The following is a 13,254-nucleotide window of genomic DNA, read 5'->3' on the forward strand; positions in this document are numbered from 1 at the left end:
CTAGTCCTTGCGTTCGTCGACCTTGAGCCCTGCCCCGCGGGCGAGATCGCGAAGGTTGCGATAGCCCATCGTCGCATAGGTGAGCGGATGCGCCCTGGCCGGATCCTGCTCGGCCTCGACGACCAGCCAACCGGCATAGCCGTGGTCCGCCAGCACATTCAGCAGCGTCGCATAGTCGATCGCGCCATCGCCCGGCACGGTGAAGATGCCTTCCATCACCGCGCCCATGAAGCTCATGTCGGCGGCCCGCGCCCGCTTCAGCACCTGCGGCCGCACATCCTTGCAATGGACATGGACGACGCGGCCGATATGCCGGCGCAGCAGGCTTTCGGGATCGCCGCCAGAGAAGGCGCAATGGCCGGTGTCATAAAGCAGACCGACGGCCTCGCCCGACCCCGCCATCAGCCGGCCGATCTCCTCGTCCGTCTCGATGATGGTGCCCATGTGGTGATGGAACGCCATACGCACGCCGAAATCGGCGAAGCGTTCGGCAAGCCGGGTGATCTTGGCGCCATAGGCCTTCCATTCGTCACCGGCCAATTTCGGGCGCTGCGAGATCGGGTCATGGATGGCGCCGTGGCGACCGCGCGAAGTGTCGGCATAGACGACGTGTTTGGCGCCGAGGTCGCGCAAGAGCGTCAGGTGCGGCAGGATCGCGTCGAATTCTTCCTCGACCGCCTTTTCGCAGATACGGCCATCGTACCAGCCTGAGACAAGCGCGAGATTATATGGCTGAAGAGCGGCCGCCAGCGCCTTGCTCTCCCTTGGGAATTTGCCGCCGAGCTCGGTGCCGGCATAGCCGGCCTGGCGGGTCTCGGAGAGACAGGTTTTGAGTGGCGTGTCGCCGCCCAGTTCGGGCACGTCGTCATTCGTCCACGTAATCGGATTGATGCCTATCCTGACAGCCATCCTGGCTCCCGCCGGCGCAGGCTTCCGTGGCGATGGCGCTCCACCCCGCTCGCTGCGGGCGGTGAAAAACGCTCTGCCTACGGCATCCCTGGCGCGCTGTTCCCGTTTTTCTTTCAATTTAAGCGCCAATCTGTATCCATCGCGAGGGCCAGTTCGGGCAGAAGTGAAGGTGCCAGTTTCACTTTCCGTTGAGGTCGGCTAAGTTTGCCCTTCCCTCTTGCCGCGGGGCTTTTCGATGCAGATGTCGAGGCGCAGGCGCCAGGCCTTTCCGATGGAAGCGCTTGCCATCGAGCGGACGGTGGCCGAGCCGATCCAGCGCCAGCTCTACCGGCAGATCGCCGCGATGATCCGCGACAAGCGGCTGGCGCCGGGATCGGAGCTGCCCTCCACCCGCGCGCTGGCCGAAGATCTCGGCCTTGCTCGCAACACCATCGTCGGCGCTTACGACCAGCTGACGACTGAAGGCTATCTCACCAGCCGGCCGGGCGCGCGCGCCATCGTCGTCGACCTGCCGGCCAGTTCGCCAGGCAAGGACAAGCGCAACGCGTCCACGACCGCCATCCGCCACCCGCTGTCGAAGCGCGGCGAGAGCCTGATGCGCCAGCCCTTCCACCACGGCGCGCCCGGGCGCTTCGCCTTCCACCCCGGCATGCCCGACGCGCAGAATTTTCCGTTCGGGGTCTGGGGGCGGCTGCTCGCCCGCCGCGCCACTTTCGGCGCCGACATGCTCTTCGGCACCTATTATGTCACCGGCCTGCCGGCGTTGAAGGAGGCGATCGCGAGCTATCTGGTGTCGGCACGCGGCGTGCGCTGCTCGCCGGAGCAGATCGTGGTGACGACCGGCGCCCAGGCCGCCTTCGACCTGCTGGCCCGCCTGCTGCTCGACCCCGGCGACGTGGTGTGGCTGGAGGAGCCAGGCTATTACGCCGCCAGGGCGACCTTCACCGTGGCCGGCGCCAACATCCTGCCGCTGGCCGTCGACCGCGACGGCTGGCAGATGAACCCGCCCGAGATCGCGCCGCGGCTGATCTATGTGACGCCGGCCTGCCAGCATCCGCTCGGGATCACCATGCGCATGGACCAGCGGCTGCGCCTGTTCGAGATCGCCGAGCGCCACAATTCCTGGATCATCGAGGACGATTTCGACGGCGAGTACCGCTTCCAGGGACGGCCGGTGCCGGCGATCCAGAGCATGGATTACGCCGACCGCGTCATCTATGTCGGTACCTTCGCCAAGCTCTTGTTCCCGGCTCTCAGGCTGGGCTTCATGGTCCTGCCGCCGGCCCTATGCGAGGGCATTCCGCATGCGCTGAGCACCACCGGCCAGTTCGCGCCGCTGGTGCTGCAGGCGGCGCTGGCCGACTTCATCGACGAAGGCCATATGAGCCGGCACCTGAAGCGCATGCGCCGCATCTATGCCGAGCGGCGCAAGCTGTTCCACGACCTCTTCGCCTTAGAACTCCCCGCCGACGTGACGCTGTCGCCGGCCGAAGCCGGCATCCAGGTGGTCGCGCATCTGCCGCAGCGTTGCGACGACAGCGCCGTCGTCGAGGCAGCCGACAGGCTCGGCGTCAATGCCTCGCCGCTGTCGAAATACTACTGGTCGACCCCCGGCAACGGCCTGGTGCTTGGCTACGCCGCCTGCAACAAGGCGCAGACGGAGGTAGGGATACGAAGGTTGCGGCAGGCAATTGAGCGGGTGCGGGCACAGGGCTGACGCTTGGCTGCAAACGGCAGCATGGATCGAGCGCGCGATGCCGCCATGACGGCACGCAGTCAAATGTGAGCGGCTAGACGATGTCAAAATCAGCGGCGGAGACCATGGCGCACATCCGCACTTCAATGTCTACTTAGCCAAGTCGCAGCACGTCCGCCCCGCGGTGGATGGTCGTGATCGTATGGCTTGCGGTGCTGATCATGGCTCTGGCCACGATCGGGTTCTTCGCGCAGCGAAAAGCAGTTCGTGGAGCCCGTTCCATGGGCTATAATGTGCGAAGCATTGAGGTACCGGGATGCCGGGCTCGCTCGTATCGGTCGTCCCTATGAATGTCTCTTGCGCTGTCGGAGGGACATCGTGAACGTCCTGATCGTCTACGGAACGACCGAAGGGCAGACGGAGAAAATTTCCGCACGGACGGCAACGCATATTCGCGAGCGCGGGCACCAAGTCGAGCTGCTAGATAGCGCAGCGCTCGCATCCGATTTGAAGCTCGGACACTTCGACGCGTTCTTCATTGCAGCGTCGGTCCACCAGGAGCACCACCAGGAAACCGTCACGAACTTCGTATTTGCGCATCACGAAGCGCTGAACGCCAAGCCTTCAGCCCTCATATCCGTCAGTCTCTCGGCGGCGCTGGAAGACCAAAAGACGGAAGCTCAAAAATACGTGGATCGCTTCGTCTCCGTGACAGGGTGGCAACCACGCATGACCCTACTTCTCGGGGGTGCCTTGCGCTTCACCAAGTACGATTGCTTTCAGGAACAGTTCGTAAAATTCGTCGTCATGAAGAGCGGCGATCCGAGCCAAGAGCGCGATCACGAATTCACTGACTGGAACGCACTCGCCACCTTCTCTGATCGATTTCTTGAGATGGCTAAACAAGGAGGTGCCTGAGTTTGGCGCAGCCTGCATCGGCGCACCCTTCGCCGTATTTGCCGGCGTGGCGCATGGAACGTGGCGTATAGCGCGAGCGATCGCGAACCTCGTGGAAACAAGAAGACCACTTCCGCGGCATCGAGATGCACCGAGTGGAGCTGGCTCTTTCACCAAGGAAGTCCGGTGATCATCAGTGAGATGACAGCACAAGAATGCAGGAAGCACCTGGCCGCAAGCAGGGTCGGGCGCCTCGCTTGCGCAAGAGACGGGATGCCGTACGTCGTGCCAATCAGCTTTGTTTACGAGAACGGCCACATCTACAGCTTCTCCCTGATCGGTCACAAGGTCTGGGCGATGCGGGCAAATCCTCAGGTTTGCTTCGAAGTCGACGAGATTGCCAACCCTCGCAGTTGGTGGAGTGTCGTTGCCTTCGGTCGCTACGAAGAACTCGCCGAAGCTGGCTCCCGGCAGAATGAGCGCGACCACGCATGGTCGCTGTTGCAGAAAGCGCGCCCCAACTGGTGGGAACCCGGCAGCGAGACACCTCACTCCGAGGACGAGGTGGCCAGTCCGCCTCACCTCTTCTTCCGCATCAACATCGAGAAGATCACTGGCCGTCGTGCCCTCGTCTGACCGGCCCGCCCTCTCTCATGATGATTTCGCGACGCGGATACGGAATGCTGATGCCGTTGGCCTTGAACGTATCCCACAGCGCCAGCAGCACCTTGCCGCGCACGTTGGTCAGGCCTTGCTGGGGGTCGCGGATCCAGAAGCGCAGGACGAAGTTCAGCGAGGAGTCGCCGAAGTCGGTCAGCCAACAGACCGGCCGCCGGTCGGCCTCGACCCGGCCTACGCTGATCGCGGCTTCTATCGCCAGTTCGCTGACCTTGTGCGGGTCGGCGTCGTAGGAGACGCCGAAATTCACGTCGAGCCGCACGAGGTTGTCGCTGAACGACCAGTTGATGACCCTCTGGGTGATGAAATCCTCGTTGGGGATCAGGAATTCGCGGCCGTCGCGCGTCACCACGGAGACGAAGCGCGCCCGCAACTCGCGGATCCAGCCGAATGTGCCTTCGAGCGAAATGGTGTCGCCGGGTTTGATCGACTTGTCGAGCAGGATGATCACGCCGGAGACGAAGTTGGAGACGACCTTCTGCAGCCCGAAAGCGAGACCGACGCCGATGGCGCCGGAAAACACCGTCAGCGCCGTCAGGTCGAGGCCGACGGCCGAAAGCGCGACGCCGCCCGCCACCAGCACGAGGCCGATCTTGGCCACCTTGCCGACGAGGACGCGGATCGACGGCGTCAGCTCCTCGGAGAGGCGGACACGTTCGTCGATGTAGTTGCCGATGACCACCGCAAGCCAGACCGTGGCGACCAAAAGCAGTGCTGCCTTCAGCACCACCAGCGCCGAAAGGCGAACCGCGCCGAGCGGGATTGCGAGGCTGTCGAGGAAGGTGGCTGCGTCGTCGCTGACGTGCAGGATGACAAGGGCCGCGTAGATCCAGGCCAGCCAGCCAAGTGTGCGCGCGACGAGCCGGTTGCGGATGATGCGCGACAGCACCGCCGCGAACAGCCACGCCAGCGAGAGCAGGAGCACAACGTGGATGAGATGGGTGCGGCTTGGCCAGGTGACGGCGCGCAGGAGGCTAAGCGCGGCAAACAGGAAGAGCGTGAACAGTATCCAGTCGGTGCGCCGCAGCAGGGCGATCACCACCCTTAGCAGCCCGGGATGGCCTTTGATCTGGCGCGCATGGCCCTCCACCAGCGGCTCGACCCGCAGCGCGGCGAGCTTCGCCACCGCAAACAGCGCGGCGATGATGCCGACCTGATAGACGAACCATGGTGTGGCGGCATAGTCGAACCATCCGCCGGCCCAGGCCAGCGATCTATCGATGGCGTCGCGAAAATCCATTTGCCACGACCACTTGGCCAAGGAACTGCAACTTGCGGTCCACAATGTCGCCGGCCTTGGGAATGGTCAAGCCAAGCTTGGCTTGGGCGCGCTCGGGGTTTTCGCGGCCAGGAGTGGACGGCCACGGAAGACCTGGGGAACAAGGGGCGTTCGCCGCCCGGCGCGCTCGACCGGGCGCGCCCGGGTTGATAAGCCCCACAGGGAAACTTTTTCGAGTCGATAGATGACGGTTGCGATCGAGATGGGCGAGACGAGCGCGGGGGCCATGGCGGCCCTCGACCTCGAGGAGCTTTTGGCGACCCGACTTCTGGTCCAGGGCAATTCCGGCTCCGGCAAGTCGCATCTGCTGCGCCGGCTGCTCGAACAGAGCGCGCCCTGGGTGCAGCAGACCATCATCGACCCCGAAGGTGACTTCGTCTCGCTCGCCGAGCGGTTCGGCCATCTGGTGATCGATGCCGAGGAGCACACCGAGCGCGGTCTGCAGGCGGCCGGCGAGCGGGCGCGTATCCACCGCGTCTCCACCGTGCTCAACCTCGAAGGCCTCGACGCCGAGAACCAGATGCGGCGCGCTGCGGCCTTCCTCGGCGGACTGTTCGAGGTCGCGCGCGACCACTGGTACCCGATGCTGGTGGTGGTGGACGAGGCGCAGCTCTTCGCGCCGGCGGTGGCGGGCGAGGTTTCGGACGAGGCGCGAAAGCTCTCGCTCGGCGCCATGACCAACCTGATGTGCCGCGGCCGCAAGCGCGGGCTCGCCGGCATCATCGCCACGCAGCGGCTGGCGAAGCTTGCCAAGAACGTCGCGGCGGAAGCCTCCAACTTCCTGATGGGCCGCACCTTCCTCGACATCGACATGGCGCGCGCCGCCGACCTGCTCGGCATGGAGCGGCGGCAGGCCGAGGCCTTCCGCGACCTCGAACGCGGGCAGTTCATGGCGCTGGGTCCGGCGCTGTCGCGCCGGCCGCTCGGCCTGCGCATCGGCCCGACCGATACGAGCCCGCGCAACGGCACGCCGCGGCTGATGCCGCTGCCGGAAGCTGCGTTGGAAGATGCGCGCGCGATCATCCTCGCCGCGCCGCCGCCCGAGACGGTGCGGCCGCAGCGCCGGGCACCCTCGCCCGACCTGCTCGACCAGCTGATGGCGGCGAAGTCGGCGGCGCTGGAGATCCGCCCCGAGCCAACGGGCGCGGCGCCGAGCGCCGAGGACCTCGCCGAGCGGCGCGAGCGCATGGACCGCGTGCTCGGCGCCGTGCTCGCCGAACCCGACGCCGGCTTCCGCGTCATCGGCGTGCTCTACCAGGAGTTCGTCGTCCGCTGCCGCATCGAGGGCCTCGCCTCGGTCGTGCCGGACCTTGCCGAGTTCCGCCGCATGCTGACGCGGGCTCGGGCCGGGCTCGGCTCCGAGATGGCCGAGGACGACGCTTGGCGCGACGTCTCGGTGCGCGCCTCGCTGCTACCCGAGGACATGCAGGGCGTGTTCATGATGATCGCCCGCGCGGCCAAGGAGGCGCGGCCCTGCCCCAGCGACGCGGCGATCGCACGCGCCTACGGCTCGCATTCGCTGCGCCGCGCGCGCCGCCTGCTCACCTATATCGAGGAGCAGGGCCTGATCGTCTGCCAGGTCGACGGCACCGGCCGGCGGACGGTGACCCTGGTCGAACTCGCCTGGGCGACGGCGCCGGGCGACCCCAATGCCGAGGAAGCGGAGCCGGTCGGTTCGTGAAAAAGGCAAGGCCCCTTGCGGGGCCCTGCCGTATCGCCATCGGGGCTTGCGCCCTGCCCTATTTGCCCATCAGCTGCTTGGCGTTCTCGGCGGTGATCGCCGTCGTCTCTACCGTCACCGTCGGCTCCACCGAGGTCGCGCAGTCGAGCAGGATCTTCTTCGACATCTCGATCGCTTCCTTGGCGCCGGTCGGATAGGTGAAGGTTGCCGCCCAGTCGCCCTTGGCCACGGCCTCGATGCCGCCCGCCGGACCCGGCAGGCCGTCGGTGCCAATGATCTTGACGTCCTTGCCGGCGCCCTTGGCGGCCAGCAGCGCGCCCGCCGCCATCATGTCGTTCGAGGCGTAGAGCACCTTGATGTCGGGATGCGCCTGCAGCATGGCGGCAAAGGCGGTCTGGGCTTTGTCCGGGACCCAGTCGGCGGCTTGCTCGGCGACGACCCGGATCTTGGCGTTCTCCTTCACGCCGTCCTTGAAGCCGTTCAGCCGTTCCACCGCCGGCGTCGAGCTCGGCAGGCCTTCCAGCACCGCCGTCTCGCCGCCATCGGGCAGCAGCGTCTTTGCCGTGTACTTGCCGGCTTCGAGCGCGATCTTGTAGTTGTCTCCGCCGATGAAGGCCGTGTAGTCCTTGCCGGGGTCGCCGACCGTCTTGCGGTCGAGCTCGATCACCGGAATGCCGGCATCCATGGCGCGCTTCACGGCCGGCGTCAGCGGTGCCGCCTCGAAGGGCGAGATCAGCAGGATATCGACCTTCTGGGTGATGAAGTTGTCGACCTGCGAGGTCTGCGTGTTGACGTTGCCGGCGCCGTCGGCGATCTGCAGCGTAAAGCCCGGCACATCCTTGGCCGCCGCCGTCAGCTCGTCATTGACGTGCTGGCGATAGGGCTCGGCGTTGTTGGCCTGCGAAAAGCCGATGACGAACTGACCGTCCTTGGCGCAGGCCTTGACCAGCGGCTCGGCGGCCTGGGCGCTGCCGGCGATACACAGGCCGGCGCCTGCCAGAAGCGCGGCCCGAAGGACGCGCGATCCTCTCAACGTGGTTCTCATGCTCACTCTCCTCCTCGTCTGGCCGGGGGCGGACAGACCTGTTGGTTTCAGTCTCCGGTGTATGCTTGCCGCCTGGCCTCCTACCTGCCCAATCCCTCGCGGCGGCGAACGAGGGATTGAAGCACTGCCGCCAGCACGATGATCGCTGCGGTCGCGAGCAGCTGCGTGGCGGGGGTGATGTTGTTGAGCTGAAGGATGTTGGCCAAAGCGCCGAGCATGATCGTGCCGGCGACCGTGCCGACCATCGAGCCGGCGCCGCCGAACAGGCTGGTGCCACCGATGACAACGGCGGCGATCGCCGTCAGCTCATAGCCCATGCCGTCATTGGCGCTGCCGAAATTGAACTGGCCGGCGTGCACGATACCGGCTAGGGCGGAGGCAAAGCCGGTGATGGCGTAGACCGCGATCTTCACCATCGACACCGGCACGCCGGAAATGCGCGCGGCGCGCTCGTTGCCGCCGACGGCGAAGACATAGCGGCCGAAGCGCGTGGTGTTGAGCACCACGGTGGCGATTGCGGCAAAGACGATGAAGACGATGGTCGCCACCGGCACCGTGTTGTCAAATAGGCGCTCGCCCAGCACCGCGAACACCGGCGGCGCCAGGCCCGGCCCATCGCCATAGGAGATGTTGATGTACTGGTTGCCGGAAACGATGAGCGCAAGCCCGCGCGCCGCCTGCAGGCCGGCAAGCGTGACGATGAACGGCTCCAGCCGGAAGCGGGTGGAAATCGTGCCCTGGACGATGCCGAAGGCGATGCCCATGGCGAGCACGGCCAAAATGGTCGGGATCAGCCCGAAGCCGCCGGAGATCATCATCGTCGCGGTGACGACGCTGGAGAGGCCGAGCACGGCGCCAACCGACAGATCGATGCCGGCGGTGATGATGACGAAGGTCATGCCAATGGCGATGATGCCGGTCTCCGACACGGCGCGCACGATGTTGGCGATGTTGTCGGGGTTGAGGAACAGGATCTCGCCGTGCCGCCTGGGCGAGAAGATGATGCCGCCGATCGCCACCAGCACCAGGCCGATCAGGCTCTGGAAGCGCACGACGAGCGCCAGAGGGTCGACGCGCCTCGCCGCTGGAGCAGTGGGTACCGAAGGGCTTGCGGCCACCGAAATCTTCTGGTCCGACATCAGGCCTCCCTGCCGTTTGCCGCGGCAAGCACCGTGTGCTCGTCGACGCCGCCGATGAATTCCGCCACATTGCGCCCCTGGCGCAGCACCACGATCCGGTCGCAGAGCCCAATCAGCTCCGGCATCTCGCTGGAGGCGACCAGGATGCCCAGCCCCTGCGTGGCGAGGGCTCTCAGCCGCGCGTAAATCTCGCCCTTGGCGCCGACATCGACGCCGCGCGTCGGCTCGTCGAGAAGCAGCAGGCGCGGACTACCGAGGATTTCCTTGGCCAGCACCACCTTCTGCTGGTTGCCGCCGGAAAGCGCGCCGACCGATATGTCCGGGTTCTTCGGGCGGATGTCGAACTGGCCGAAGGATTGTTTCACCGCATCCGCCTGGCGGCGCGGCGACATCAGCCCGGCCGGCGAGATGCGGCGGATCACCGACATCACCAGATTGAGGCCGACGGCCATGCGCAGCATCAGGCCGCTGCCGCGCCGGTCGTCGGTGACGAAGGCGATGCCGGCGTCGCGCGCGGCCTTGATGGACTCGAGCTTCACCGGCCTTCCGTCGACCGCGACTTCACCCTCCCAGCGGCCGGCAAGGCCGGTGCCGTAGAGCGCGCTGAGCAGCTCGGTGCGCCCTGCCCCCATGATGCCGGCAAGCCCGACGATCTCGCCTTCCCTCACCTCTAGCGATACACCGCTCGGCGGCTGCCAGCCGGCGCTCTCACGGGCGAGCCTGAAGCTGGCATCCTTGAGGCTGAGCAGCGTCTTGCCGGCGCTCCTGGCGCGTTTGGGATAGAGCTCGTCCAGCGAGCGCCCGACGAGCAGCCGCACCAGCTCGGCCTGCGGCGCGTGCGGTTCGGTGATGCCGGCGACGCGGCCGTCGCGCATCACCGTCACGCGGTCGGCGATCTCGGGCACCTCCTCGAGGCGATGCGAGATGTAGACGATGCCGACACCGGTCGCGGCGAGCTTCCTCATGATGTCGAACAAGCGCTCGACCTCGCCGACGGTGAGTGCCGCCGTCGGCTCGTCCATGATCAGCACGCGCGACGCATAGGACAGCGCCTTGACGATCGCCACAACCTGGCGCTGGCCGATCGACAGGTCGGCGACCAGCCGCGCCGGGTCGATGGCGAGCTCGATCGCCTCCAGCCGCTTTTTCGCCTCGCGGCGCATCGCCGGCACATCGAGCAGGCCGCCCGGCCGCATCAGCTCGCGGCCGAGGAAGAGGTTCGCCGCGACGTCGAGCGAGGGCACGAGGTCGAGCTCCTGGAAGATGGTGGCGATGCCGGCCGCCTGCGCCTCGCGCGGGTTGCTGAAGGCTACCTGCTTGCCGTCGATCCGGATTTCGCCCTCGTCCGGCGCGTAGACGCCCGACAGAAGATTCATCAGCGTCGACTTGCCGGCGCCGTTCTCGCCTAGCAGCGCGTGGATCTCGCCGGGTTTGAGGTCGAAGTCGACGCCGCGCAGCGCCTGCACGCCGCCGAAATGCTTCACGGCACCGGTGACGGAAAGAAGCGGCGCGCTCATGCCGGCCTCGTGTGGGGCGGTTTCGCGCAGGATGCGCGCGTCTGCAGCCTTGCCTGGAGCCGCACGGCGCGGGGTGCGGCGTCGCTGGACGCGATGCGTTCGCTGAGCAGCGCCGCCGCCTGGCGGCCGATCTCGGTGCAGGGCTGCTCGACCAGCGTCAGCCTGGGCTCGAAACAGTCGGCCCATTCGAAATCGTCGAAGCCAACCAGCGACACGTCGCCGGGGATCGAAAGACCCTTCTCGCGGATGGCGCGGACTGCTCCGATCGTCGTCATGTTGTTGCCGGTAACCAGTGCGGTGGGTGGCGAGGGCAGCGACAGGATCGCATACGCAGATGCCGTGGCGCTCGCCGTGTCGACATTCTCCGGCGAGACATAGTGCGGCAGGCACTCAAGTCCATTGGCGGCGAGCGAGGCGCGGAACGCCTCGATGCGCTCGCGCGTGGTAGCCAGCCCCGGCTGGCCGGCGATGTAGCCGATTCGCTGGTGGCCGAAGGAGGCGACGTGGTCGATGAGGGCATGCATCGCCGTATCGTTCTCGACGCCGACCTGGTCGAAGCGGTCGTCGGCGAAGCGGTCGATCAGCACGCAGGGCAGCTTCTTCTCGGCCAGATAATCGATGGCGCGCTCCGGCGAGCCCGACGGCGCCAGGATGACGCCGTCGACGCGACGCTGGTGGAAGGCGCGCACCACCTGAAGCTCGCGATCCGGGTCTTCCTGCGTGTCGGAGAGGAACACCATCAGCCCGAGCCGGGCGCATTCGGCCTCGACCGCGCAGATGATGTCGGTGAAGTAGGGATTTGAGATCGCCGAGATGGCGAGCCCGACGCTCCGGGTCGAGGCGACCTTCAGAGAGCGCGCAAGCTCGTTGGGCTGGTAGCCCATGGCGGCGATGGCGTCGTTGATCAGCTTCGCCTTCTCGGGCGAGACGAAGCGGGTGCCGTTGACGACGTGTGAGACGGTCGAAACCGAGACGCCGACGCGGCGCGCGACCTCAGCCATTGTCGGCATGCGTATGGAGTACCGGCAAGCGCTCCTCCCTGTGTTTCCCGTCCGCTCTTCGGCGAATTTGGTGAGACAATAGAGTCATCGAAACGTTTGCGCAATCGATTCGACAAAAGCCTCCGACAAATTTTGCCGCGGGCTGAAAACTTGGAGATCAGGAGGTGAAAGCCAACCAGGCCGTGCCGGCGGCGAGCGTGACCAGCGTCAGCGGCAGGCCGACCTTGAAAAAGGCGGAGAAGGAAAGCTCCTTGCCGGCAGCCTTGGCCTGCTCGGCGACGATGAGGTTGGCAACGGAGCCGAGCAGCGTGAAATTGCCGGCCAGCGTCGAACTCATCGCCACCACCAGCCAGGCGCGCTCGGGGTTTTCCAGGCCAGGGATGAACGGCCTCAGCGCCAGCACCGCCGGCACGTTGCTCATGATATTGGATAACACGGCGGTGAAGCCGGACAGCCGCCAGACATCGTCGAGCCCGATATTCTTCGCCCAGGCGATCATGTCCGGCGTGAGCAGCGTGCGCTCGGCCCCGGCCACGACAACGAACAGGCCGGCGAACATGAACAGCAGCGGGCCGTCGATCTCGCGATAGATGCGATGCGGCTTGATCGCGCGGGTGACCAGCAGGAAGGCGCCGGCGATCAGCGCCGCCTTGGCGACGGGGATGCCGGCGAAGAAGGCGACCGCCAGCACGACGCAGACGACAACTGCCTTCAGCACCTGACCCGGCAGCATGCGTCCCCGATAGACCTCGGGGCTGAGCTCCACGTCGCGAGAGAATTCGGCACGGTAGACGATGCGTATGATGACGATGACGGCGGCGAGCCCGAACAGCGCAACCGGCGCGAGCGCGGCCGAAAAGGCCGGATAGGAAATGCCGGACAAGGCGCCGATCACCATGTTCTGCGGGTTGCCGGTGATGGTGGCAACACTGCCGCAGTTGGAGGCGGTGCAGGTGGCGATGAGGTAGGGAACCGGGTTACGGTTGATGACGCGGGTGACATGGACGACGATCGGCGCCATCACCAGGCAGATTGCGTCGTTGACCAGGAAGGCCGAGAGCACGCCGGTCAGAAGCGTCACCATCACAAGAAGCATGAAGGGGGCATGCGCGTGCTCGATGGCGTAGCCGCCAAGTGCGCGGAAGGCACCCGACACCTTCAGATGCGCGACGACAATCATCATGCCGAGCAGCAGCGTGATGGTGTCGAAATTAATAGCGCGGTAGGCATCGTCCATGCTGATCGCGCCGACGGCGATCATGGCCGCGCCGCCAAGCAGCGCAATGCCGGCACGGTCGAGACGCAGGCCAGGAAAACGGCCGACGGCGACCCCGGCATAGGTCAGGATGAGGATCAGAAGCGCCGCCGCTCCAGTCCATGTCATTGGTGGAAAGTCTCGTTCAAGGTCGATC

Annotated in this window: 11 protein-coding genes; 4 read left to right on the top strand and 7 right to left on the bottom strand. The window is 66.1% G+C overall.

Annotated features, from left to right (window positions below; all coding sequences use genetic code 11):
- Window positions 1-909: a myo-inosose-2 dehydratase gene (gene iolE, locus JG743_RS21150; RefSeq protein WP_202292693.1), complete on the bottom strand. Its 909-nt coding sequence runs from the start codon at window positions 907-909 to the stop codon at window positions 1-3.
- A gap of 235 nt (window positions 910-1,144) precedes the next feature.
- On the opposite strand from iolE, the gene mocR reads away from it, so the two are divergent.
- The 3 genes from mocR (at window position 1,145) to JG743_RS21165 (ending at window position 4,138) form a co-directional block, all read left to right on the top strand.
- A complete protein-coding gene (gene mocR, locus JG743_RS21155; RefSeq protein ID WP_202292694.1) occupies window positions 1,145-2,626 on the top strand; it encodes a rhizopine catabolism transcriptional regulator MocR in 1,482 nt (493 codons plus the stop codon).
- 357 nt (window positions 2,627-2,983) lie between these two features.
- Window positions 2,984-3,523 carry a flavodoxin domain-containing protein gene (locus JG743_RS21160; RefSeq protein WP_202292695.1) on the top strand — a complete coding sequence of 180 codons (540 nt, stop codon included), beginning with the start codon at window positions 2,984-2,986 and terminating at the stop codon, window positions 3,521-3,523.
- Window positions 3,524-3,703: 180 nt separating this feature from the next.
- Complete coding sequence (locus tag JG743_RS21165; protein ID WP_244673209.1) at window positions 3,704-4,138, top strand: pyridoxamine 5'-phosphate oxidase family protein; 435 nt, start codon at window positions 3,704-3,706, stop codon at window positions 4,136-4,138.
- Here the strand turns inward: JG743_RS21165 and JG743_RS21170 are convergent.
- Window positions 4,113-5,420 carry a mechanosensitive ion channel family protein gene (locus tag JG743_RS21170; protein ID WP_202292697.1) on the bottom strand — a complete coding sequence of 436 codons (1,308 nt, stop codon included), beginning with the start codon at window positions 5,418-5,420 and terminating at the stop codon, window positions 4,113-4,115. The two genes, JG743_RS21165 and JG743_RS21170, sit on opposite strands and share 26 nt — an antisense overlap.
- Window positions 5,421-5,643: 223 nt before the next feature.
- On the opposite strand from JG743_RS21170, the gene JG743_RS21175 reads away from it, so the two are divergent.
- The gene (locus JG743_RS21175; RefSeq protein WP_202292698.1) at window positions 5,644-7,140 is read left to right on the top strand and encodes an ATP-binding protein; all 1,497 of its coding nucleotides are present in this window, start codon (window positions 5,644-5,646) and stop codon (window positions 7,138-7,140) included.
- Window positions 7,141-7,198: 58 nt separating this feature from the next.
- Here JG743_RS21175 and JG743_RS21180 read toward each other — a convergent pair whose 3' ends face one another.
- The 5 genes from JG743_RS21180 to JG743_RS21200 all read right to left on the bottom strand — a co-directional run bounded on the left by JG743_RS21180 (window position 7,199) and on the right by JG743_RS21200 (window position 13,226).
- Window positions 7,199-8,185, bottom strand: a complete 987-nt coding sequence (locus JG743_RS21180) for a substrate-binding domain-containing protein (protein ID WP_202292699.1) — start codon at window positions 8,183-8,185, stop codon at window positions 7,199-7,201.
- Window positions 8,186-8,265: 80 nt separating this feature from the next.
- Entirely contained in the window at window positions 8,266-9,324 is a 1,059-nt protein-coding gene (locus tag JG743_RS21185; protein ID WP_202292700.1) for an ABC transporter permease, read from the bottom strand.
- Window positions 9,324-10,841, bottom strand: coding sequence for a sugar ABC transporter ATP-binding protein (locus JG743_RS21190; protein ID WP_202292701.1), 1,518 nt, complete (start codon window positions 10,839-10,841; stop codon window positions 9,324-9,326). Before JG743_RS21190 ends, JG743_RS21185 begins: the two co-directional genes overlap by 1 nt.
- The gene (locus tag JG743_RS21195) at window positions 10,838-11,851 is read right to left on the bottom strand and encodes a LacI family DNA-binding transcriptional regulator (RefSeq protein WP_202292702.1); all 1,014 of its coding nucleotides are present in this window, start codon (window positions 11,849-11,851) and stop codon (window positions 10,838-10,840) included. Before JG743_RS21195 ends, JG743_RS21190 begins: the two co-directional genes overlap by 4 nt.
- A gap of 148 nt (window positions 11,852-11,999) precedes the next feature.
- On the bottom strand, window positions 12,000-13,226 hold the full coding sequence (locus tag JG743_RS21200) for an anion transporter (RefSeq protein ID WP_202292703.1): 1,227 nt from the start codon (window positions 13,224-13,226) through the stop codon (window positions 12,000-12,002).
- Window positions 13,227-13,254: the final 28 nt, after the last annotated feature.

This window comes from Mesorhizobium sp. 131-2-1, assembly GCF_016756535.1.
Taxonomy (GTDB): Bacteria; Pseudomonadota; Alphaproteobacteria; order Rhizobiales; family Rhizobiaceae; genus Mesorhizobium.